The sequence below is a fragment of the Rhodococcus sp. DN22 genome, from assembly GCF_036669995.1.
Classification (GTDB): domain Bacteria; phylum Actinomycetota; class Actinomycetes; order Mycobacteriales; family Mycobacteriaceae; genus Rhodococcus_F; species Rhodococcus_F erythropolis.
In genome coordinates this window covers 239,152-262,641 of record NZ_CP133326.1, presented here as the reverse complement: position 1 = coordinate 262,641, position 23,490 = coordinate 239,152, and the positions used below count along the sequence as shown (strand labels likewise).

19 protein-coding genes are annotated in these 23,490 nt (G+C 63.3%); 4 read left to right on the top strand and 15 right to left on the bottom strand.

Annotated features, from left to right (window positions below):
• Positions 1-234 precede the first annotated feature (234 nt).
• The 6 genes from RA302_RS01160 to glf form a co-directional block, all read right to left on the bottom strand.
• Positions 235-1,245 (bottom strand): alpha/beta hydrolase family protein, encoded by a 1,011-nt coding sequence (locus RA302_RS01160; protein WP_020905770.1) that lies wholly within the window; start codon positions 1,243-1,245, stop codon positions 235-237.
• Positions 1,246-1,576: 331 nt separating this feature from the next.
• Positions 1,577-3,496 carry a flagellar motor control protein ZomB gene (zomB, locus tag RA302_RS01155; RefSeq protein ID WP_029254208.1) on the bottom strand — a complete coding sequence of 640 codons (1,920 nt, stop codon included), beginning with the start codon at positions 3,494-3,496 and terminating at the stop codon, positions 1,577-1,579.
• Positions 3,474-4,379 (bottom strand): decaprenyl-phosphate phosphoribosyltransferase, encoded by a 906-nt coding sequence (locus RA302_RS01150; RefSeq protein ID WP_003943808.1) that lies wholly within the window; start codon positions 4,377-4,379, stop codon positions 3,474-3,476. Before RA302_RS01150 ends, zomB begins: the two co-directional genes overlap by 23 nt.
• On the bottom strand, positions 4,376-4,909 hold the full coding sequence (locus RA302_RS01145; protein ID WP_003943893.1) for a phosphatase PAP2 family protein: 534 nt from the start codon (positions 4,907-4,909) through the stop codon (positions 4,376-4,378). The genes RA302_RS01150 and RA302_RS01145 overlap by 4 nt, the downstream gene beginning before the upstream one ends.
• Complete coding sequence (locus RA302_RS01140) at positions 4,890-6,803, bottom strand: glycosyltransferase (RefSeq protein ID WP_046377736.1); 1,914 nt, start codon at positions 6,801-6,803, stop codon at positions 4,890-4,892. Before RA302_RS01140 ends, RA302_RS01145 begins: the two co-directional genes overlap by 20 nt.
• The gene (gene glf / locus RA302_RS01135) at positions 6,800-8,014 is read right to left on the bottom strand and encodes a UDP-galactopyranose mutase (RefSeq protein WP_046377735.1); all 1,215 of its coding nucleotides are present in this window, start codon (positions 8,012-8,014) and stop codon (positions 6,800-6,802) included. Before glf ends, RA302_RS01140 begins: the two co-directional genes overlap by 4 nt.
• Before the next feature lie 205 nt (positions 8,015-8,219).
• On the opposite strand from glf, the gene RA302_RS01130 reads away from it, so the two are divergent.
• Positions 8,220-9,140, top strand: coding sequence for a VOC family protein (locus RA302_RS01130; RefSeq protein ID WP_113683446.1), 921 nt, complete (start codon positions 8,220-8,222; stop codon positions 9,138-9,140).
• Here the strand turns inward: RA302_RS01130 and RA302_RS01125 are convergent.
• The 5 genes from RA302_RS01125 to RA302_RS01105 all read right to left on the bottom strand — a co-directional run bounded on the left by RA302_RS01125 (position 9,106) and on the right by RA302_RS01105 (position 14,467).
• A complete protein-coding gene (locus RA302_RS01125; protein WP_021342452.1) occupies positions 9,106-9,576 on the bottom strand; it encodes a MarR family transcriptional regulator in 471 nt (156 codons plus the stop codon). The genes RA302_RS01130 and RA302_RS01125 overlap by 35 nt on opposite strands.
• Positions 9,577-9,585: 9 nt before the next feature.
• Positions 9,586-10,509, bottom strand: coding sequence for an MBL fold metallo-hydrolase (locus RA302_RS01120; RefSeq protein ID WP_166501633.1), 924 nt, complete (start codon positions 10,507-10,509; stop codon positions 9,586-9,588).
• Between the two features lie 110 nt (positions 10,510-10,619).
• Complete coding sequence (locus RA302_RS01115) at positions 10,620-11,771, bottom strand: acyl-CoA dehydrogenase family protein (protein ID WP_021332810.1); 1,152 nt, start codon at positions 11,769-11,771, stop codon at positions 10,620-10,622.
• 2 nt (positions 11,772-11,773) lie between these two features.
• A complete protein-coding gene (locus tag RA302_RS01110) occupies positions 11,774-12,955 on the bottom strand; it encodes a thiolase family protein (protein WP_007731825.1) in 1,182 nt (393 codons plus the stop codon).
• 90 nt (positions 12,956-13,045) lie between these two features.
• A complete protein-coding gene (locus RA302_RS01105) occupies positions 13,046-14,467 on the bottom strand; it encodes an amino acid permease (protein WP_019746401.1) in 1,422 nt (473 codons plus the stop codon).
• A 171-nt stretch (positions 14,468-14,638) separates the two neighbouring features.
• On the opposite strand from RA302_RS01105, the gene RA302_RS01100 reads away from it, so the two are divergent.
• Complete coding sequence (locus RA302_RS01100) at positions 14,639-16,132, top strand: PucR family transcriptional regulator ligand-binding domain-containing protein (RefSeq protein ID WP_019746400.1); 1,494 nt, start codon at positions 14,639-14,641, stop codon at positions 16,130-16,132.
• A 102-nt stretch (positions 16,133-16,234) separates the two neighbouring features.
• Here the strand turns inward: RA302_RS01100 and RA302_RS01095 are convergent, their stop codons facing one another.
• Positions 16,235-17,797, bottom strand: a complete 1,563-nt coding sequence (locus tag RA302_RS01095) for a SpoIID/LytB domain-containing protein (RefSeq protein ID WP_166501632.1) — start codon at positions 17,795-17,797, stop codon at positions 16,235-16,237.
• Between the two features lie 331 nt (positions 17,798-18,128).
• On the opposite strand from RA302_RS01095, the gene RA302_RS01090 reads away from it, so the two are divergent.
• Positions 18,129-20,138, top strand: coding sequence for an N-acetylmuramoyl-L-alanine amidase (locus tag RA302_RS01090; protein WP_070796556.1), 2,010 nt, complete (start codon positions 18,129-18,131; stop codon positions 20,136-20,138).
• A 37-nt stretch (positions 20,139-20,175) separates the two neighbouring features.
• Here RA302_RS01090 and RA302_RS01085 read toward each other — a convergent pair whose 3' ends face one another.
• Positions 20,176-20,997 (bottom strand): HAD family hydrolase, encoded by an 822-nt coding sequence (locus RA302_RS01085; RefSeq protein WP_113683552.1) that lies wholly within the window; start codon positions 20,995-20,997, stop codon positions 20,176-20,178.
• A 267-nt stretch (positions 20,998-21,264) separates the two neighbouring features.
• On the opposite strand from RA302_RS01085, the gene RA302_RS01080 reads away from it, so the two are divergent.
• Positions 21,265-21,939 (top strand): Ltp family lipoprotein, encoded by a 675-nt coding sequence (locus tag RA302_RS01080; RefSeq protein ID WP_238054105.1) that lies wholly within the window; start codon positions 21,265-21,267, stop codon positions 21,937-21,939.
• Between the two features lie 25 nt (positions 21,940-21,964).
• On the opposite strand, the gene RA302_RS01075 is transcribed toward RA302_RS01080, so the two are convergent.
• Together RA302_RS01075 and RA302_RS01070 are read right to left on the bottom strand one after the other, a co-directional pair.
• Positions 21,965-22,699: a lysophospholipid acyltransferase family protein gene (locus tag RA302_RS01075; RefSeq protein WP_029254200.1), complete on the bottom strand. Its 735-nt coding sequence runs from the start codon at positions 22,697-22,699 to the stop codon at positions 21,965-21,967.
• A 3-nt stretch (positions 22,700-22,702) separates the two neighbouring features.
• Positions 22,703-23,458: a lysophospholipid acyltransferase family protein gene (locus tag RA302_RS01070; protein ID WP_020905757.1), complete on the bottom strand. Its 756-nt coding sequence runs from the start codon at positions 23,456-23,458 to the stop codon at positions 22,703-22,705.
• Positions 23,459-23,490 lie beyond the last annotated feature (32 nt).

Sequence of the window (23,490 nt, the reverse complement as noted above, 5' to 3'; positions counted from 1 at the left end):
ACGTTCGGTCCGCGCGTCGATCGTGTAGCCGCCTGAGCAGCCAGACCCCCGTTGAAACTATTTCTACACGCAAACGATCCCCGCTTGGGGTAGCCGCGCTGTTACTGGTGGTGCAATTGTTACTGACCTCAGGCGATCGTGCAGCACCTGAATACACAAGTGCCGTCCCGGTTTCCCTTGGAGGGAGTCCGGAACGGCACTGGTGAAGTGACTAGGTCACGGGATGGCGCACGATCACCAAGCGTTCATGGTGTCGAGGATCTGGCCGCGAGCCTTCCACAGCTCTGCCGACCAGTACGGCCACGAGTGCGTGCCGTTGGACGGGAAGCTGTAGGTGGCCGGGATACCCAGCGAGTTCATGCGGATCTGGAATGCACGGGTGTTGACCAGGGCGAGTGCTTCGAGGCCCATGCCGTTAGCCGTGTTGTAGTAATCGATCGGTGCGCGCGGGTGGTCGTATTCACCGGGCAGGCCGCTTGCCGACGAGATGTACATCGACAGGCCCTGCAGACGCGGTGCGAAGACGAACGGGTCGTTGCGCAGCCAGGACGGGCTCCACGGCGGTCCCCACATGGAGTCGACGTTGAAGCGACCGGCATCGAGCATTGCGACGCGGATTGCCTCGCGCATGCCGGGAGCCGAGATGTTCAGGTAGCCCGACAGCGAGCCGGCGAACTTGAACTGGTCGCGGTGGTAAGCAGCCAGCGTCAGAGCAGCGCTGCCACCCATCGAGAGACCGAGAACCGCGTTGTTGTTCGGCGAGACGCCGTAGTTCGCGAGGAAGTTGGGGAGTTCCTGCGTGAGGAACGTTTCCCACTTGTACGTGATCTGCTGACCGTTGAAGTTCGACGGTGCATACCAGTCGCTGTAGAAGCTGGACTCGCCGCCGACGGGCATCACGAGGGTGATGTTGTCGTTGCGGTACTGGTCCATCGCGTTGGTCTCGAAGCTCCACGCGTTGGCGTCGTTGCGCGCACGCAGGCCGTCGAGGAGGTAGAGGGCAGCGTTTCCGCCGCGTGCGGCCCACTGGACCTGGACCTTGATGTTGCCCATCGAGGAGGGCACCCACAGCTCGTCGTATCCGCCCGAGGGGGCGGTGTGGCTGGGAGCAGTGTGCGCGGGCGCAGCAGAGGCGACAGCACTACCGGCAACTCCTGCAGCAAGGGGTAGCACAAGTGCTGCGGCACCGATGGCCAACGCTCGGTGCTTGAGGCGCTGGGTCAGCCTCTTTCTGGCAAAACGCATGGATACTGCTCTCTCTCTTCGTCTGCGGCACTCACTCGGTGGAGTGGCTCCGGCGGATTCCGTCGGGGAACAGGCTTTTCTGCCAGCCCGAACAAGTTCGGGTCGGCAGCGGACCTCTTCCAAGTCACACTGCGCTCGCTGGACTTTATGTCACAGGTTCAGCTGTGACAAATAGACAGACCGTTACGTCTCAGTCCGCGGGCGACGCCGTCATCACCCGCAGGGAGTGATTCAGGTTAGGTGAATCGTCTTCGAGTACATCGTGGCCAATCGATTCGGTGTTACTGAATCGAAATATTCAAACCTTCAACCGTCGGTGATGCTGATCACATCACTTCGGCGGCTCCGGCGGAACGAGCCCGCAGCGTTCCAATTCGTAGGCCGGAACCCGGTCGAATCGGTACTTCGCGAAGTCGAAAGCCTGCTGGAAGTTCTGTTTGAATCTGGCCCAGGTCAGCTCGGAGCGATACGACGTGAGCAGCTCCTGCGTTTCCGGGCACGTGATGGCCAGCTTCGCGTCGGCAACCCAGTCCTCGTCGAGGAAGAACGGCAGCCACGGGCGAACGTCGATCATTCCGGTATCCGCGACCACCCAGTCCGGGTAAAGGTTCTTGTCGTGCCCGATCCGGCCGTCTTCGAGGCGCTCGGTGTGTGCTGCCAGGGGGTACGCCAGCCCCATCTGATCGAGCACCCGAACGTCGAGGCCCACGTTCATGCTCGTCATTCCGAGGTTGAGGAAGAAGACGACGTGCTCGGCAGGCTCCTCGAGCGGCCCTGGCGGTGGGACGACGAACCAGGAGTCGTAACTCGCCGACGGCAACAGCAGCCCACCCTCCGGAGTCCGCGCGATGGTCTCCACCATGGCACGCATTCGCGGATAGTCGAGGTAGTCCTCGGCAAGAATCGGGTGCTTGTGACCGGTGTTGAGTGCATAGAACGCACGCTCGTCGACGATTCCCGAGCGACCCACCACGGAGCCTTCCGGCATGCCCGTCGTGTTGGCGGCGAAGAAGGCCCAGATGATCGTGCCGATCCACAGCACCGCCGAGACTCCGAAGATCGCGGTGTCGCGGTTACTTCCGAACGCTGCCCGCGCCGGAACCCGCAACGGAATAACCGCGACCGGGATGAGCAGGCAGAACAACACCGGCAACAGGACGCGGCCGTGCATGAAGTCGCCGCCGACGCGTAGCGAATAGATCCCGAGGATCAGCCCACTGCCGAGGATGAACGTGACGACGGCCCGCGGCGTGCGCAGAAACTGCTGAAAGCGCTGCCACAGCGAGCGTGCGGGTTGATCGGTGGCGGTAGCAGGTGCGTCCGCTCGGCTTCGCCACACGAGCAGCAGCGCGCCGATGAGCAGGAACAGCAGCGGCAGCCAGAGCAGGTACGGCCCGACGAGGTTCCACAGGTACGCAAAACCCTGCGCCCACTTCGCGCCACCGGCGTCCTTCGACACCGCGGTGTTCGGGTACGGCAGGGCGTAATAGCCCATTCGCCAGATCTGATAGCCCACCGGCACAAGTCCGGCGACGACCACGATCAGTGCACGAATCTTCCAGGTCAGGCCTGCGGAGAGAACGATCATCATCAACGCGGCGGCACCGGGAATTGCCATCTCGGGTCGAACCAATGGTCCGAGGCCTGCCACGAACGAGAGAGTCAGGATCGACGCCGTGGACGGCGTCGACGCCTGCGCCCACCGAACGAGCAGTAGCCACAGGAGCGCGATCCAGAAGATCACCAAGCAAGTCTCGAGCCCGGAAGTGGCGAAATCTCGCGCAGGCGGAACCGCGATGTAGACGAGAACACCTGCCGGTACCAGCAGGATCGTTCCGCCCGCCGACGGCCGAACGCCGCGGTACAGACGACCGGTGCCGAGCATCGCCAGCACGACGGCAGCAGTCGAGAGTACGAGCGCGATCGTCAGAACGACGTATTCGAGGCGGATCTGCGTGAGCCAGCTGAACGCGTAGACGATGTACGTCCACGCGGTACTCGTGTTCGCCTCGACACGCTCCCCCGCATTGAAGACCGGGCCGTTCCCCGCGAGCAGGTTGCGGACGGTTCGCAAGACGATGAGTCCGTCGTCGGCGATCCAGCGACGCTCCCACGCCCCCCAGAACATGAGGGCAGCAGCAAGCACCACCCCGCCGAGAAAAACTCCTCGACTGAGGGTGGTGCGATTCGCCGCAGTGTCGACGTGCGGGTCGGCCTCGGTGCGTGGCTCAGACGAGGTAGACAGCGACACCCACTACTCCGATCCACGCAATCGCGAGGAGTTGCAGCACCCGGTCACCGAGCGCGATCTCCTCAGGCTCTCCGGCTTCGCCGCCGTCGACGTCCACCGCGTATCGCAGCACCGCGATGGTGAAAGGCACCATCGAGATGGCATACCAGTTGGTGCCCTTGATGGCGTCCTGTTGGAACGCCCACAGTCCGTAGCAGAGGACCAGCGTCGTCGCTGCCATCGTCCACACGAAACGCAGGTACGTCATCGTGTAGCTCTCGAGGGACTTACGGATCTTCGCGCCGGTCTTCTCGGCCAACTGCAGTTCGGCGTAGCGCTTGCCAGCCGCCATGAAGAGTGAACCGAACGCCATCATCAGCAGGAACCACTGCGAGAGATCGATCTCGGCGGCAACGCCACCGGCGATCGCTCGAAGCAGGAAGCCGGACGAGACGATGCAGATGTCGATGACGGCCTGATGCTTGAGACCGAAGCAGTAGGCGAGCTGGATGACGATGTACACGCCCATGACCACGGCGAGTTGCCAGTTGGCCAGGAAGGACAGCCCGATCGCACCGGCAAGCAGCACGACTGCCATGCCGTACGCGATGTTGACGGGTAGAACTCCGGCCGCGATGGGACGGAATCGCTTCGTGGGGTGAGCACGGTCGGCTTCGACATCCATCGCGTCGTTGACGAGGTAGATGCCCGATGCCGCCATGCAGAACACGACGAACGCCAGCGCGACGGGCAGGAGCACGTCGGCTTCGGTGGCGGTTCCGGCCGCGATGGGCGCTGCCAGCACAAGGACGTTCTTGACCCACTGACGTGGGCGAAGCGCCTTGACGATGCCGGCGGGCAGGGACTTCGGGGGTCCGCTGACCGTAGCCGGTTCCTCGCTCATTTATCTCCACATTTCTGTTCGGCTCTGGCTTCTTCGACCCGGCGAACTACCGCCGCGGATGCGGCTCCCAGTGCCGCTCCGGCGAGTACGTCGGTCGGGTAGTGAACTCCCAGGACCAGACGCGAGAGCATCATCGGGGGCACCAGCAACGCCGGTAAGGGTAGCCCGGTGAGTCGACCGATCAGCACAGCCGCCGCCGTCGTCGACGTCGCGTGTGACGACGGGAAGCTGAGCTTGCTCGGTGTCGAGACGTTGACCTGCACCGAAGGGTCGGAAGGTCGCTTGCGCCTGACGACTCGTTTGATCACCACGGAGGCGGCGTGTGCACCGAATGCGCCGACGGCTGCTCCGGCCCACTCACGTCGACGCGGCTTGTCCACAGCAGCTCCGACGGCAGCGATCGCGATCCACCCGAGGGAGTGCTCACCGAAGTGAGACATACCGCGGGCGACCTTGACGGCTCCCGGCAGCTGCCCGACGGTCGATTGAATTCCGGCCAGAATCTGTACTTCAGGAGATGCCGAAGACACGTTCCCACCTTTCCGTGCTGGTCAGTGAAGGAACGGCGTCCTGGTACTGCTTCTTGAGTTCAGGGAAACGCGCGGCGAGTTCGCGGCGCAAACGCATGGCTTCCTTGAGCAGTTCGAGTGCCTGCTTGGGGTTGCGCTTTCGGTAGACGACGCCGCGGCCGTCGGCGGTGGTGACGGTGACGCCGTCGACCTGCGAGAGCAGGTACCACCTGGCGTCGATGGTCGGCACGTTGAGCTGAGGACGCTCGTGATGCTCAGGGTGCGCAGGCTTGAGGTTGTGTACCACGGCCTTGCCGACGCGGACGATCTTGGCGACGGGGTTGGTCGGCGCGCTGACGTCCCCGACCTCGGCGCCGGAGGGCAGCGGTAGTGCGGTTGCCGAGGGCACCACGACGGCGTCGGGGTACTCCTTGCGCTGGGCATGGACCTCACCGAGTGCGGTGGGCAGCATGTTCGCGACGTGTTCCGGTCCGGCAAGGAAGTCCGCGATGGCCTTGTTCTGGATCGCAACGGTGGAGTACTCGAGGCACAGCAGGTGCTTGAGAGTCGCCTTCACCGTGTTGACGACAAGGCCGCGGCCGTTGCCCGGCATATGGAGCGCGGCCACCACCAGACGGTTTCGGAGGTGGAAGTACGCCTGCCAGTCGATGGCGTCGTCCTTGTCGCTCCACGCCATGTGCCAGATCGCGGCACCGGGCAGCGTGACGGTCGGGTATCCGGCTTCCTTTGCGCGCAAACCGTATTCGCAGTCGTCCCACTTGATGAACAGTGGCAGCGGCTGCTTGAGCTCTTCCGCGACCTGGCGCGGGATCATGCACATCCACCAGCCGTTGAAGTCGACGTCGATGCGACGGTGCAGCAGTTTCGAATCTCGCAGCGAATTCTTGGAGAAGTCGTGGTCGTATTCGACGTTCGGCGCGGCAGACCACATGAAGATCCCGCGGTTGACCACTTCACCCATCACGTGAAGGTGGCTACGTTCCTGCAGGTTGAGCATCTGCCCACCCACCAGCATCGGCGACTTCGCGAAGCGCGAGAAAGCAAGCGCGCGAAGGATCGAGTCGGGTTCGATCTCGATGTCGTCGTCCATGAACAGGATGTGCTGGCACTGCGTGGTCTTGAGTGCCTCGTACATGATTCGGCTGTATCCGCCGGAGCCGCCGAGGTTGCCCTGATCGTGAATGGCGAGCCGATCACCAAGTGCTGCAGCAGCTTCGGCGAACCCGGGCTCGTCACGTACCTTACGAGTGCCCTGATCCGGCATGATGACGGCCTTGATCACGTCGGACACCAGAGGATCCGAGGACAATGCAGCCAGCGCCTTGACAGCGTCGGTCGGGCGATTGAACGTCGGAATACCAACGGCGACCGTCGCTTCGCCGGGAGCCTCGACGGGCGCGTACCAGCCGCCGCTCTCGACGACTACGGCCGTATCGGTGGTGATGTCGAACCAGATCCAGCCGCCGTCCTCGAACGGTGCCAGCTCCACCTCGAGTTCGACCGCGGCATCACCGTCGGCAAATTCCTTGCCTTCCACGTGAATTCGCGAGGAGTCCGCCTTGGAACGGTAGACATCCACGCGGCCGTGTCCGGACAGTTCGAGTCGAAGGACCACAGATTTCAGGATGGACCATCGACGCCAGTAGCTGGCGGGGAACGCGTTGAAGTACGTGGCGAACGAGACCTCGGTCTCGGCGCCGAGCGCGACGGACGTCCGCGAGGTGGAGTGAGCCCGACGACTGTTGGTCGAAGCTTCCTCCAAGTACAGCGTGCGGACGTCGAGAGGTTCGCCGGCGCGGGGAAGGATGATCCGAGAGAGCAGGGACTTGCCGAGGTAGGTCACCTCGTCGCCGGTGACGGCTTCTTCGCCTTCGAGTAGATGACGTGCGTTCATTCGCTCTCCCCTGCCAATTCCGCACCCGTTTCGAGATGCGGGCGCAGGGTGTTCTCGAACATCGTCAGCGCGCTGGCGATCGCCATGTGCATGTCCAGGTACTGGTAGGTGCCGAGACGCCCACCGAAGAGGACCTTGTTCTCCGCGGTCTCCTTCTTGGCGCGTGAGCGGTACGCGGAGAGCTTCTCACGATCCTCCGGAGTGTTGATCGGGTAGTACGGCTCGTCCTTCGCCTCCGCTGCACGTGAGAACTCACGCATGATGACGGTCTTGTCGGTCGGGTACTCGCGCTCCGGGTGGAAGTGACGGAACTCGTGGATGCGGGTGAACGGGACGTCCGCGTCGTTGTAGTTCATGACGGGGGTGCCCTGGAAGTCTCCGGTGGGCAAAACCTCGGTCTCGAAATCGAGGGTGCGCCATCCGAGCGAACCTTCGGAGTAGTCGAAGTAGCGGTCGAGCGGGCCCGTGTAGATGACGGGTGCGTCGGGGCTCGCGGTGCGCAGTTCGTCGCGGACGTCGAAGTAATCGGTGTCGAGGCGGACCTCGATCTTCGGATCCTTTGCCATGTTCTCGAGCCACGCCGTGTAGCCGTCGACGGGCAGGCCCTCGTACGTGTCGTTGAAGTAGCGGTTGTCGAAGTTGTAGCGGACCGGCAGGCGGCTGATGTTCGCCGCGGGCAGCTCGGTGGGGTCGGTCTGCCACTGCTTTGCCGTGTAGTCACGCACAAATGCTTCGTAGAGCGGGCGTCCTATCAGGGAGATCGCCTTCTCTTCGAGGTTGGAGGCATCCTTCGAATCGATCTCGCTGGACTGCTCGGCGATGAGGGCCCGTGCCTCTTCGGGAGTGAAGTACCGACCGAAGAACTGCGACACGAGGCCGAGGCCCATCGGGAACTGGTACGCCTGTCCCTTGTGCAGCGCGAAGACGCGGTGCTGGTAGTTCGTGAACTCCGTGAACTGGGTGACGTAGTCCCAGACCTTCTTGTTGGAGGTGTGGAACAGGTGGGCACCGTACTTGTGGACCTCGATGCCGGTCTCCGGCTCAGCCTCCGAGTATGCGTTCCCCCCCAGGTGGTGACGGCGGTCCAACACCAGCACACGCTTACCCAGCTGGGTAGCGGCACGCTCGGCGATGGTCAGCCCGAAGAATCCCGAACCGACGACGATCAGGTCGTACTGGGCACGGGCGGTCTCTGAATTTGCAGCGGTCACGATGAACCAGGGTATCGGACCTGTTCGGACGCCGAGGGTTGGATGCGTCACCAGGGACTATGGCCCTTGTTTCCTGATTTCAGCATCCCTGGCGGCTACTACTCATGAATTACTTGGCAATACCAACGATTGTCTTGCCAATCATTGGTAACACTGCTTATATTTTGGGAACAGTGACCATCAAGTGCATTCGAGGGAGATCATCGTGATTCAGGAACTGTCGTATATCGGAGTCGCGTCACCCAGGGCTGAGGACTGGAGAAAGTACGGAACGGGACTTCTGGGCGCGAAACTGTCACCAGACGGACCGGATGGCGCAATCCGGCTCGCAGTAGACGACGTCAACTATCGAATTGCCGTCCACCCCGGCAAGGTAGACGAATTCCTTTACGCCGGCTGGGCAATGGCCAATGAATCCGATCTTCACTCGTTTGCCGCACACCTCGACCGGAGCGGCATCACGCTGCACGACGGCAATCCCGACCTGCTCGCCGAGCGGCAAGTCGCCGAACTCGTGTGGTTCACCGACCCATGGGGAACTCGACACGAAATCTCGTGGGGAAAGGCATCGACGCCACTGTCGTTCACACCGGGTCGTGTCATGCGCGGTGGATTCGTGACCGGAGATCAAGGCCTGGGCCACATCGTTTTACAGGTGCCGAATATCGAGGAAGCCAACAAGTTTTACGTGGATGTGCTGGGTTTCCGACTCTCGGACCGGATCACCAACGACCAATTCACCGTGCGCTTCTATCACGTCAACGGGCGTCATCATTCACTTGCGCTGGCCGAATATCCCGGCCACGTCGGCTTCAACCACCTCATGCTCGAAGTCGAATGCATGGACGATCTCGGACGCCTGATCGATCTTCTCGACAGTCACGACACCGAGGTCATGCAAACGCTGGGGCGCCACACCAATGACCTGATGACGTCGATCTACATCGGCAGCCCGTCCGGTCTGCAGATCGAGTACGGGTTCGGTGGTCTCACCGTCGACGATCTGAGTTGGGTGGCAAGAACTTACAACCAACCGAGTTACTGGGGCCACAAGCGTCCAGCCGAGATGAGCAAAAGAGTACCCGGAATCATCAGGCCTCTGACGGCCGCGCCGTCGGCCCCGTGAGCTTGGCGGATACGACCGTCAATGTCTCACGTTCCTGATCGGTCAACGACTCGAAGACCTCTTGCTCGACGGCGTCGAGGGCCGCATCGCCCTCGATCAACTTCGCTACTCCGGAGTCCGTGATCGATACGACCTGCCTACGCCGATCAGATTGATCGCGTTCGCGCACAACGTATCCCGACTCCTGCAGACTGTCGAGATAGGCAACGATGTCACCGGGGTCGACCACCACTCGGGAAGCAAGCTCCTTTTGATGGCATGGGCCGAGTTCATCGAGTGTGCTGAGAATGGCGTGATGATTGGGCAGCAGTCCGACGCGAGACAAAGCCTCCGCGTACGACTGCCTCACGCGGAGTGCGGCTTTGACCAAGCCGTATCCGATCCGACTCGAAAGCGGCCTGCCGGAGAGCGATGGCGTCGATTCGGTCGCAGGCATTGGCCCATTCTATGCAGGCCTCGCAACATATATCGAAGGTGCCATCGGGCGATCGTCCTCGTTTAACCGAACCGTGATCGGTTCGTCGACGGGGAAGTGTGCGGGAAGTAGAAGCAGTCCCTCCGACGCGCAGCGTTCGAGAAGTTCGCGGCGGGTGACCCTGGCGATCTCGGGATCGGCGTCGCCGCCCTGGCTGAGGTCCGGGTACAGAAACTGGATCGGATGGTGGATCACGTCGCCGGAGATGACGGCGCCGCCGTCGGCAGTGCGGATCTCGATCACGACGTGACCCGGCGTGTGGCCGGGCGCGCTGCGCACGACGACGCGTGTGCCTTCGGACTCGGCCAGGACGTGGCCGTCGTCGACCGCCTCCCACTTCGCCCCGTCCAGAACGGGACGGACGCTGTCCTCGAAGGTCTGCGCCAGATCCGAGACCACTCCTTCGTGTGGACCGTCGGCGGCGAGTTGTTCGAGCGCGGCCAGTTCGGTGCGGTCGAAAATGTAGGTCGCGCGGGGAAAGGTGGGCCGCCAGGTTTCGGCCTCGAGGTTGGTGTTCCAACCACAATGATCGGGGTGCAGATGTGTGCTGACCACCAGATCGACGTCGCCCAAGTCGACGCCGGTGTCGGCGAAGCGCGAGAGGTAGTCGGTGCCGAACATGTGGTGCGGCAGGAGGTTCGGCCGGTGCTTGCTGTTCCCGTTGCCGGTGTCGACGACGATGGCCTTGCCGCCGATCTCCACCAGGTAGGTGTGGATGGCAAGTACGAGGTCACCGCTACCCGCGTCGAAGAACTCCGGTGTCAGCCGCGCCGACGCGTCCTCGATCTCCGCATCACCCGCGTGCGGAAAAAGCTCTCGCGGCGGGAACGGCCAGTGCGCCAGCTCCGTCAGTTGGGTGACGCGCGCCGATCCGACGTCGATGGTGAAGCTCATCAGTGATTGCCTTCCGAACAGCTCGATCCCGCTTGTAGGCACACACAAAGGCACCCACCGAAATGCTCGGTGGGTGCCTGGTCGGTGTCAATGGTTTTCGACGCCGGTGATCAAAGACTCTTCGCGATGATGCCCTTCATCACTTCGTTGGCGCCGGCGTAGATCTTCTGGACTCGGGAGTCCTCGTACATGCGCGCGATCGGGTATTCACGCATGTAGCCGTATCCGCCGTAGAGCTGCACGCACCGGTCGACGACGGCGCACTGCTGTTCGGTGAGCCAGTACTTGACCATCGCGGCGTCTGCGCCGTCCAGCTCGCCGTTGAGGTGATCCTCGATGCAGTTGTCGAGGAAGACACGGCAGGTGCGCGCGATCGTCTGGCACTCGGCCAGCTCGAAGGCAGTGTTCTGGAACTCGAAGAGGCTGTGCCCGAACGCTTGACGCGCCTTGGTGTACGCGACGGTCTCCTCGACGGCACGCTCGATGGTGCCGATGGCCTGCGCGCCGATGATGAGACGTTCCTGCACCAGCTGCGCCATCAACTGACCGAAACCGAGCCCCTCGGACTCGCCGAGGAGGTTCGAAACGGGAACGCGGACATCGGTGAAGGACAGCTCCGACGTATCGGCGCCGTGCTGACCGACTTTGTCGAGGACGCGGCCGACCGCAAAGCCTTCGCAGTCACGCAGATCCACGATCAGGAGCGAGACACCCTTGGCGCCCGCCTTGGGATCGGTCTTGACGGCGAGCACGATCATGTCTGCGCTGCCACCGTTGGTGATGAAGGTCTTCGACCCGTTCACGACGTAGTGGTCACCGTCGCGGATCGCGGACGTGGTGATGGCCTTGAGGTCGGAACCTGTTCCCGGCTCGGTCATTCCGATGGCGCCGAGGATTTCACCCGTCGCCATACCTGGCAGCCAGGCCTTCTTCTGCTCTTCGCTTCCGTACTCGAGCACGTAGTGGGCGACGATGCCACTGTGCACGGAGTTACCGAGTGCATAGTCACCGCAGTAACCCTGCGCCTCGAAGACTGCAAGATCGTGCGCGAAAGATCCACCGCCCCCGCCGTATTCCTCGGGAATCGAGCAGCACAGCAGGCCGAGCTTGCCGGCTTCGAGCCACACGGACCGGTCGACGCGATGCTGAGCGTCCCACTGCTCACGCTTGGCGATCAGTTCACGATCGAAGAAACCACGGGCCAGTTCGGCTACTGCGGTGATCTCGTCGTCATGCCACGACGGCTTGCGCTTGGTCGCCATGATCAGACCCGCTTCAGCAGGGCAGCGAGTGCCTGACCGCCGCCGATGCACATGGTGACGATGCCGAATTCGAGGTCGCGACGGACCATGTCGCGTGCCGCGCGCAGCGTGAGGATGGCTCCGGTGGCACCGACCGGGTGTCCGAGGGCGATTGCTCCGCCGTACGGGTTGGTCTTCTCCGGATCCAGGCCACTGTCACGGATGACGGCGATGGCCTGCGAAGCAAAGGCCTCGTTGACCTCGGCGGTGCCGATGTCGGACGGCTTCAATCCTGTTTGCGCAAAAAGCTTTTCGAGAGCGAGCACGGGAGCGTAGCCCATCAGGCCGGGCTCCATGGCTGCCGTCGTGACAGTTTCGAGCGTGACGAGTCCGGTGAGACCGCGCTTGGCTGCCTCGGTTCCTGTAGCGAGGACGAGTGCGCCGGCGCCGTCGTTGATGCCCGACGCGTTACCGGCGGTGACGGATCCGCCCTCTTCGAATGCGGGGCGCAGCTTGGCGAGGGTTTCGACAGTGGTTCCGGGCTTGGGGTGCTCGTCTTCGGTGACGGTGACGGAGCGCCGACCACCGGTCTCGACGGGAGTGATCTCCTCGGCGAATGCTGCCTTGGCTGCGTCGGTAGCAGCGCGGCGCTGAGATTCGACGGCGAACTCGTCCTGCTGCTCGCGGCTGACGCCGTACTTGCGGGCGACGGCTTCGGCGGTGCGGCCCATATGAGCCTTGCTGAACGGGTCGGTGAGCATTGCGACGGTGCCGTCGACGAGGCTGCGATCGCCGAGCTTGTAGCCCGAGCGGGCGGCGAAGTCGTAGAACGGCATGCGGGACATGCTCTCGTCGCCGCCGGCGAGGGTGATGGCAGCTGCGCCCCAGCGCATCTGCATCGCCGCCGACCACACGGCCTGCAAGCCGCTGCCACAGAGGCGGTTGACGGTGTAGGCGGGAACGTTCTCGGGCAGTCCGGCGGCGATGCCCACGCGGCGTGCGTTGTAGGCGTCGGGGCCGACCTGGCCGATGCAGCCCATGACGACCTCGTCGATGTCTTCGGGTGCAACGCCGGCGCGGCTCAGCGCAGCCTTGGCTGCTGCGGCACCCAGCTCGTGTGCGGGTACGTCCTTGAAGACGCCGCCGAAGCTACCGACGGGGGTCCTGGCCCCGTCGACGATGACGATCGGTTCGGGTGTGGTCATGATTGTCCCCATCTGCTGTGCTCACGTCGATTTCTCTGTCCGTGGCCGATACTAGGACATCTAAGTATCTCGCAGATGGGGACGTTGGTGTCAGGGTGTGGGAGCGCTCTCGGACACGGGTACAACCTCGGCGTCGGCGCCTTCGGCGTCCTCGGTCTCTTTGTGGTTCCGGTATCGGTAGAGCCCGATGCCCACGAGGATCGCTGCGAGCCCCAGGGACACGATCATCTGGCTGCGCGTCGAGTCCAGGGTGAGCATGCCGATGCAGAGCGCGATGATGGCGGCGATCGTCGCGTAGGTCAGGTACGGGAAGAACCACATCTTGAGTTCCAGCTCCTGGCCCGAAGCTTCGAGCTTGCGGCGGGTGCGCAGCTGGGACACCGAGATGACCAGCCAGACGAACAGCGCGATCGCACCGGAGGAGTTGACCAGGAACAGGAAGACCTTGTCCGGGGAGAGGTAGTTCATGCCGACGGTCAGGAAGCCGACGATCGTCGAGACCAGGACAGCGCGCATCGGGACGCCGGTCTTCTCGATACGTGAGAGCGACTTGGGGGCGTCGCCGCGGCCGGCGAGAGAGAAGATCATGCGGCTCGCGGTGTAGAGACCGGAGTTGAGGCAGGACAGAACCGACGTGAGGACGACGACGTCCATGATGTTGCCCGCGGCCGGAATGCCGTAGGAGTCCATGACGGCGACGTACGGGCTGAGCGCGACCGATGCGCTGTCCCAGGGAAGCAGGGTGACGACCACCGCGATCGAGCCGATGTAGAAGATGAGAATTCGCCAGACGACGGACTTGACGGCAGCGCGAACAGCTTCGAGCGGGTTGGCCGATTCACCGGCGGCGATGGTGGCGATTTCGGCGCCGAAGAACGAGAACACGACCACAAGGACTGCGGCGAGCATGGCTCCTGTTCCGTTCGGCAGGAAACCGCCGTGACCGGTCAGGTTGGTCATTCCCGGTGCTTCGACGCCGGGCATCCATCCGCAGATCGCCACAATGCCCATGCCGAGGAACGCGATGATGGCGACGACCTTGATGGAAGCGAACCAGAACTCGAACTCGCCGAACGACTTGACCGAGATGATGTTGGTCAGCGTCAGCACGATCATCAGAATCAGAGCCCAGGTCCACTGGGGAACGCCGGGAACCCAACGATTCATGATGAGGGCACCGGCGGTGGCCTCGATGCCGAGCACGATGATCCAGAACCACGCGTACAGCCAGCCGATCGAGAAGCCCGCCCAGCGGCCGATGGCCTTGTCGGCGTACGACGAGAACGAGCCGGTTTCCGGCGACGCTGCCGACATCTCGCCGAGCATGCGCATCACGAGGATGACGACTACGCCGGCCAACGCGTAGGAAACCAGGACACCCGGTCCCGTCTCCTGGATCGCCACACCGGAGCCGACGAACAGTCCGGCGCCGATGACGCCCGCGATCGCAATCATCGACAGATGCCGCTTCTTCAGCGTGTGCTGAAGTGCCGGCTGGTCTGTACTGGACATCAGTACTCCTTGTGGGCTGTTCGGGAGGGTGGATCTCGGTGACGCTCTTCTGGAGCGCATTTTCGATAGCGCCAGTGTCGGACCTTCGGCAAGCTCGCGTCAGGCTCCACTTTGTACAAACGTGACCGCAGGCACTACAAAGTGGCGAGTTCGAGGTGTCAGACTGGACCCATGCCCATCACGCTCCGCCAGCTTTGTGCGACCGAACAGTTCGGCCTTCGCGTCCTGGCGGGGCACGATCAGCTCGATCGCACCCTGACCTGGGCACATGTCTCCGAACTTCCCGACCCGACGCCCTTCCTCGACGGCGGCGAACTACTACTCATCACTGGAGTGTCGCTACCGACGACGGCCGCGGAAACGACCCGTTTCGTACGCACCCTGGTGGCGGCCGGAATTGCCGGAATCGGTTTCGGAACCGGCCTCGGATACGAGCAGGCGCCGCAGACTCTGGTGGATGCGGCCACCCGTTTCAGTGTGCCCCTACTCGACGTCCCATTGCGAACACCTTTCATCGCCCTGACCAAAGCGGTGTCGAAGGCGCAATCCGACGACGACATGAAAGCGCTGCGCAGCAACTACCAGAGCCTGCGGCGACTGCTTCAAGCTGCAGTGACGGTCAACGGCACCCGGGCAGTCGTACGACGGGTGGCGGAATTGATCGGCGGATGGGCGGCCCTGCTGGACTCGGCCGGCCATACCGTCGAGATCTCACACACCGCTGCTGCCGCAGGAATCGAGCGAACGGCTCCCGAGCGCGACGCCCGCCCGATGGAAGTCAGTTTCCTCACGAGTGAGAACGAGGACGTCATCTCGCACCCTTTGATGACGTCGAGGGGAAAGCTGATGGGGTATCTCGTCGCCGGCTGCCCCGGCGCCGTCGGCTCTCTGAATCAGGGCATCGTCATCGCCGCCGCGTCTCTGCTCACGTTGATGACGGCTCGAACCCGAGATGCGCAGTTGACGATGAACCACTTGCGTACCGTGGCGATGCATCAGCTGTTCGAAGGACAGAATGCGCTCGCCCGCAACATCTCCGGGGAACTGTGGGGAGGATTTCCGGTCGAACCTTTCCAGGTCTTCCACGTAGCGGGCCCGAGTGGCCTGCTCGAGAGCGTGTCCGTCTCACTGCTCGACGGCCTCAGCCGCGATCTGGCGTTCGGCATCACCGACGGAGCGTTGATCGCCGTCGTCTCGGCTACCGACAGCGGGCGAATCCTCGCCCGTGTCAACGAAATCGACGTAACCGTCGGCGTGTCGGACATGCTGTGGTGGGACGATCTCTCGCGCGCCAGACGCCAAGCCGCGCAGGCAGCAGCCGAGGCCGGCGCCCGCAACCTGCCTTCGATGCGGTTCGCCGAACTCTCGGAGAGCGGATTGTCCGCGTTTCTCGATCAGGATCGCTCGACGGCATTCGCGGCGGCACACTTGCGCCCGCTCCTGGAAGCGAAGGGCGGTAGCGATCTCTACCGAACCTTGGCCATGTGGTTGGCACACAACGGTGTGGGCGACGCCGCAGCCACAGCGCTGAATATTCATCGGCATACGTTGCGCAGCAGACTCGCTCGGATCGAGAGCCTTCTCCAACTGGACCTCGGCTCCCCCACGGAACGTGCGGAGTTGTGGCTCGAGTACCGCTTGCTCGGCGACGCTCCGACCATCTGACCGACAACCAATGAGCCCTGAACGACCTGAAGGGCCTCCGCCGGGTTACGGCAGAGACCCTTCAGAGTCGATACGTGCGAGTCGCTACCGACCGACCTTCCCCTAGCTTCCGCCCGTCGGTATCCACTCGCGGAGCACGTTGGCATCAACTACCTGCGCACCCAAAACCTTTGTCCAGATGATGGTTCCGTTTTCGTAGACACGGAAAGTGCCTGCTTCGGAGGGCAACTGCATCTCCGGGCCGGCAGGAGCACCGAGAGAGCCGCTTTCACCGCCGAGCTCCCGATACTTCTTCTCGATCTGCGTCTCCGTAACCGTACCCGATGGATCGCCGAATGGCGAATTGGATTCCGGCACTGTCGATTCCGAATCCGGTGCCACTACCACACCAGCGCCGTCGCCGACGGTAAACCAGTCCGATTTCAGGCCGAGTTTCTGACGGAACTGCATTCCGGTGGCGCCAACAGTTGCATCTGTTCCGACCACCTCGACTGCCGTCACTCGCCCGCCGTCGGTACCGAATCCGTTGCGCGAGAGAATCTTGAGCGATTGCAGCTCGCCCACATCGAAGGCGTCCGCAATCTCACCCGCGGTCAGATTCACTGTCCAGTCGTGATTGGGCGAAAGGGCGTCACCGAGATCCTCGACGGCCGGGAATTCACCGCCGGAACTGTAACCTCCTGTGGACGAAGAGAATTCGGTGGCAACAATCTTGCCGTCACGCGACAGAACGGCGCCGGCGGTGGACCGAACGGCTTCAGTGGTGCGGGGATCTTCCTTGCCAGCTCCGCCGTAGACCTGGCAGTCCTGAGTGTCGCACGTGTCGGCGTACGAGCTGCGATGCTCGGTCGCAGCGTACGAGCGTGCCGCCACGGCTTGCGCCCGTAGTGCTTCGGCCCCACCGGAATCGGCCCATTCGGCCTTCGCTTCGACCGGCACCACGCCGAGCAGGTAGTCCTCCATGTCGAGGAGATTGACCGTCCGAGCCGAGCCGTTGTCGAGCACTACGCCGAGGGCGCCGCGATAGGGCGCGTCGTTGTTGCACAGCTTCAGGAACTGGTCGGCGGGTCGATCGGGACTGAGATCCACCGGATCCACCCACGGATGCTCGGTGACCGCTTCCCAGACAACGCCGCCACCACAACCGCTGGTGACAACCACCTGCGCACCGCCACCGGGCAGTGCAGTGAGATGGGCAGCCTCGCCGGGCGCGGTGCGCTGACCGTTGACCACGAGGCCGGCGTCGGAGTAGACGTCGAGCGTCGAGTTGTCCTGGGCTGTGAGCCGCACACTCATCTGGGCGGGCGGCAAGGAGTCCAGGACGGTTCCGCCGTAGTAGTGACTGAGGATTCGCTCGCCGGACCAGCCGTCGTTCTTGGCGTAGCCGTAAGCGCCCCACTGCCCCATTCCGCGGCCGTGTCCGTTGCCATGACCGGAGAGCGTGAATTGTGTATCGGCGGCGACGGCGTGCAGGATCGACGGCTCGTCAGCGCGGATTTGCGTGAAACCTCCGATCGCGACGCCGAGCGCAAGAGCCGGAACGAGACCGAGGACCGAGACCCGCATCAGCGAGGTTCGCCTCCCGGGTCCGCCCACCAGAAAGCGACCTGCGCGACCGGACGCAGGCTTCTTACCTGCAGTTCCGCTTCTTCCGCTTCTCGCCATCAATGCTCTCCTCATCGCTACCGGCCTCACGAGTCCGCGAAGTCGGTACTTCGCGCGCAGGCCAGTCCACAACGATTTAACTAAAGTCTCACCCTAAGGTTGAGCGTTATGGACTTTTGTGACTAGTGTGGCAAGAGTGTTTGGAGTTAGCAACACCAGTCACACGAGTCACATCAGCATCACGAGTTGCAGACGTACGCGTCCGAAAACTGGAGTTCAACCCCAGAACATGGCATCCGACCTGCTCGGATCCGGTTTTGAAGGATTCCGTTCACGGCCGTCATCGGCCCTGAAGTTCGCTCGCAAGTAACTACAACCGAGGAGTAATCCCTTGCCACACCGTCGACCGAAGCCCTCGCTCGTACTCGGGGCTGTAGCCGCAGTGGCTGTCGCAAGTCCTTTTGCGGTCTACGGCTTCACGAGCACTACGTCCGATGTACGTTCCGCGAACGAAACGACGTCAGTAGCAGTGCCGACCCAGATCGCAGAGGTGCTCCTCGCGTCGGTGCCCGACATCATCATTCCGGTCAAGGAGCTGACCGGTCTCGATCTCCCCGACATCAACCTGGGCGATCTCAGAAACCTCAAGCTCCCGACCGAAATCCCGCTACCTCCAGGGATCACGTTGCCGACCGAGCTCTTCCCGGCACCCGCTGCTCCCGGTGCCCCGACCGAAACCGCTCCGGTTCCTTCCGAGGAAGAGCCAGGTGCCGTGGTCAAGGAAGTCACCCGCGACACTCCGTTCAGCATGGTCGCGTTGACCTCGGACACGCTCGCTTCGGCGCAGTCCAAGGTCCGCGCCCTGGCCGAAGACGGCACCTGGGGTCCGTGGTTCACCCCTGACGCCATCGACTCCGCCAGTTCGGATCAGGCCACCAATGCCGGTACCGCCACCGAACCTGTCTTCGTCGGCGCCACCAAGTCCATCCAGATCCTCACCCCGCAGGGTGTCGCTGCCCCCGCGGCCGAAGCTGTTCCGGCTCCGGAAGCCGCACCCGCACCTGTCGAAGCACCTGCTGAAGCGCCTGTGCCTGCCGAAGCACCTGCCGAAGCACCTGTGCCCGCGGAAGCACCCGCAGCCACCGGCGAACTCGGGTACACCCCGGCTTCGGTGTCCAAGCCGCTACGCCAGGCGACGACGGCAGCAGATGCCGTTACCGCAGTGTTGATCGATCCGGGTACCAGCGACGCGGACAGCAATCTGCAGGCAGTCGCGGCACCGCTCGGCGGCAGTGGACCCTCCGTCATCACCCGCGCACAGTGGGGAGCCGACGAGTCACTTCGCTGCGACTCCCCCACGTACGACGACTTCACCGGTGGAGCAACCGTTCACCACACCGCGGGCAGCAACAACTACACCAAGGAAGAATCGGCCGGCATCGTCCGCTCTATCTACGCCTACCACGCACGGACTCTCGGCTGGTGCGACGTCGGATACAACGTCCTCGTCGACAAGTACGGTCAGACCTTCGAAGGCCGCGCAGGCGGACTCGACAAAGCAGTTCAGGGCGCGCACGCCGGCGGCTTCAACGAGAACACCACCGGTATCGCGATGATGGGTGACTACTCCACCGTCGAGCCTTCGCAGGCGACGCTCAATGCCGTCGGCAAGTTCCTCGGTTGGAAGCTCGGCCTGGCCGGCCTCGACCCGAAGGGTCGAACGACGATGTACTCCGAGGGCACGGAGTTCACTCCGTACCCGCAGGGCGCAGCAGTGGATCTGCCGATCATCTTCGCCCACCGCGACGTCGGAAACACGGCTTGCCCTGGTGATGCCGCATACGCACACATGAACGACATCCGGAACATCGCGGCCGCGAATATCGGGGGATCGTTGAACCCGTCGAACCCCTCCAATCCGTCGACGCCTGCGCCCAAGCCGACCACTCCGGTCGACACGGTCACCGGTGGCACCGGATCGTCGATCCCGGACCTGGTCACCCAGATTCTGAAGATCACCGACAATTCACCGCTCGCGCAGAAGTGGATCGCCGAAGGTGGTGACCTCGGACGCCTCGGCCAGGCGCTGTCCGGAATCCTGCAGGCGAAGCTCGGCAACCAGGGTGCGTTGTTCCAGAACGGCGCTGTCTACACCTCACCCAACGGCGGAGTGTTCACCGTGCTCGGCGAGATCTTCAAGTCGTGGCAGAGCTTCGGTTCCGACGCGGGTGAACTCGGATTGCCGATCTCGGACGAATACTCGATCCCGGACGGCCTGCGCAGCGACTTCGAGAACGGTTCGCTGATCTTCAACCAGATCACCGGCATGGTCACGAAGGTCCTCAAGACCTACAACGAGACCTTTGCCCAGGAAATGGCCAACAGCGCGCCTGTCGGCTGACACTCGAGCAGTACACGTCCTCGGGCGCTGGTGGGTTCTACGACCACCAGCGCTCGAGGACTTTTGCGACGCCGTTCTCCGAATTGGTGTCGGTGACCTCGTCGGCTGCGGCTTTGGCTTCGGGGTGAGCGTTGCCCATGGCAACGCCGAGGCGTGCCATCCCCAGCATCGGGATGTCGTTGGGCATGTCCCCGAAGGCCACCAGACCAGACAGGTCGAAGCCGAACCTTTCGGCCGCGGCAACCAGGCCGGACGCCTTCGTGATTCCCGGCGCCGAGAGTTCGATCAGTCCGTTCTCGGTGGAGTACGTCATGTCGGCGAGCGCACCGACGTGCGGGGCGAGCGTGTCGTACATCGCCGTGCTGGTCATGCCTGGACGGCGAATCAGGAGTTTGACGGCCGGCGCCGCAAGCACTTCGTCCTCGGACATCTCGGTGTTGTCCGGGTTGAGCCAGGCGTGTTCGTAATCTGGTGAGCTGACGAACTGTGGGGTGGCGGCGTCGTGTGCGCTCTCCCCCACCCGTTCCGCGGCCAATCCCGACCCGGGAAGTGCAACCAGAGCCAACTCGGAGAGTTCGGTGAGTGCGTCGACCGACAAGGTCGCGGCGCTGAGGACGCGGTCGGCGTAGCTGTCGTAGACAACGGCTCCATTGGCGCAGACGGCGAGTGGCGCGTATCCCAAACCTTCGACGACGGGCGAAATCCATCGCGGAGGACGCCCGGTTGCCAGCAGGAACGGCGTGCCGGATTCGACGACGGCATGCACGGCGGCGCGGGTGCGGGCACTGACCAACTCGTCGTGATCGATGAGGGTGCCGTCGACATCGGTCGCAACCAAGGTTGGGCGGTCAGGGCTGATACGACGGTCTGGGCTCACACCGCCATTGTGCCTGCCCGGTACGACGGTCTCGCTCAGCGCGCCCGCTTCGCGCGTCCTCACCGGAGATCGCGAACCCCGAGAGATACCCGCAAATCACATTTCAGTCCGACCGGTCTGGTATCTATTGCGGGAGAACCAGACATTCGGCCTTACCTGGGACCGCTGCCCTGCTCCTTCGGCGCACCTGACTCAGGGTCCTTTCGTCCTCGAACCCGAGACGATCAACCTTCTCAAGGAGAACACCCCATGTCCGTGCCACCCGATCTGCCGCAACCTTACGGGGGCCCACAGCCTCCATTCCAGATTCCGCCACAACCGCAACCTGAGACCAAGAAGTCGAAGAAGTGGCCGTGGATTGCCGGTGCAGTCGTCGCGTTGCTCGTCGTCGCAGGCATTCTCGGCGGACGAGACAAGGACGACGCAAAAACCACCAGCGCTGCACCGAGCTCGAGCGCCTTACAGGCCACTACCAGTGCCGTTACGTCGCGCGCCTCTGTCGCACCGATCGTCAGTTCGCCGACCGCTGCTCCTGCCCCGCCATCCAGCAAGGTGGCGGAGCCCACGACGACCACGTACCAGGCGCCCGCACCTGTGGTCACTCCGACAGTTGCGCCTGCCCCGGCCAGGCCGCAGGTAAGCTCCGGTCAGCGCAACGCCGTCCGATCCGCCCAGCAGTACATCGACATGACTGCCTTCTCCCGCAGCGGACTGATCGAACAGCTCGAGTACGAAGGTTTCTCCACGGAGGATGCGACGTACGCCGTAGACAATTTGAACGCCGATTGGAACAAGCAGGCTGCGCTGAGTGCCGAGCAGTACCTCGAGATGACGTCGTTCTCCAGGTCAGGACTGATCGAACAGCTCGAGTACGAGGGCTTCACGAGTGCGCAGGCCGAGTACGGAGCCAACGCTGTGCACTGACCGCATCAGCGCAAGCGCCGTCTATTCAGCGCGCCCGCTTCGCGCGTTCCTGGGCATCCATGGCCGCGGCTTCCGCCGGCGTCGGCGCGCCACCGCCGAGTCGACGAGGCACCCAGTACGCCCCGGGCTCGTGCACGAACCCGTCCTGAACGTGGCGCAGGATCGCATCCATCTCGATGCGCAGGATCTCGCTCAGCGCTTCGGCGGGCTCGACCGGATCGATCGGTGCACCCACCTCCACCGAGATCGGGAAATGATTGCGGCCCAGATTTTTCGGTCCGCCCTTGGTGACGATCCGCTGGGCGCCCCAGACGATCAGCGGAATTATCGGCACGCCGGCGTCGATGGCCATCCGAGCTGCTCCGGATTTCATTTCCTTGATCTCGAAGCTCCGGCTGATCGTCGCTTCCGGATAGACGCCCACCAATTCGCCACGCTCGAGGGCGTCGACTCCGGCTCGATACGCCTGCGCTCCGGCGGAGCGGTCCACTTCGATGACGCCGCATCCACGCATGAGGAAGCCGAGGACCTTGTTGTCCGCCAGCTCAGCCTTGGCCATCACTCTGAGCTTGCGTTTCGCGGTGCCGACCGCCAGGGCCGCCGGTATGAAATCGAGGTAACTCGTGTGGTTGATCGCGATGACGGCGCCGCCGGACACCGGGACGTGTTCCGTCCCGGTGCGGGTGACTTTCACGCCCTGAAAACCGCTCAGACCACGCGCGACTACCTCGACGGCGGTGTAAACGGGTTCGAAGGACATGGGTCAGCCTTCGGACTTCCGCGCCTCACGTGCTTTGGCTTTCGCCTCGGCCTCGTCGGCATCCATCTTGTCTGCCTGCTCGAGCGTCGGCGCGCTGCCACCGAGGCGGGCCGGTACCCAGTACTCGCCGGCGGGATGGTCGTAGTCCTTCTGCAGATCGAGTAGCAACTCCTGCATCGTCGACCGTAGCTTCGCCGTCAGCTCACTCGCCGGTTCGAAAGGTGCAATCGGCTCGCCGACGGCAATGGAGATGGGAGTGTTGGTGCGGCCCAACCGCTTCGGATAACCCTTCGTCCACACGCGCTGAGCGCCCCAGATGACGACGGGAACGATCGGGACGCCCGCCTCGATCGCCATCCGGGCGGCGCCGGACTTGAATTCCTTGATCTCGAAGCTCCGACTGATCGTCGCTTCGGGGTACACGCCCACCAATTCGCCGCGCTTCAGGAAATCTACGGCCGCCTTGTAGGAGTCGGCGCCCGCGCCGCGGTCGACCGGGATGTGCTTGAGGGCCCGCATGATCGGTCCGGAGATCTTGTTGTCGAAGACCTCCTTCTTCGCCATGAACCGGATGTAGCGCTTGGGGGTCCGCGCCGGCAGTCCCGCATACGTGAAGTCCATGTATCCGGTGTGGTTGATCGCGATCACGGCGCCACCGGACGCCGGGATGTTCTGCTCTCCCTTGACGGAGAACTTCAGGCCCTCGAAAGCGAAGACGGTACGGGCGATGCCGATGACTGTTCTGTAAACGGGATCCACAGTTCGCTAGCGTAGACGGGAATCCGTGATCT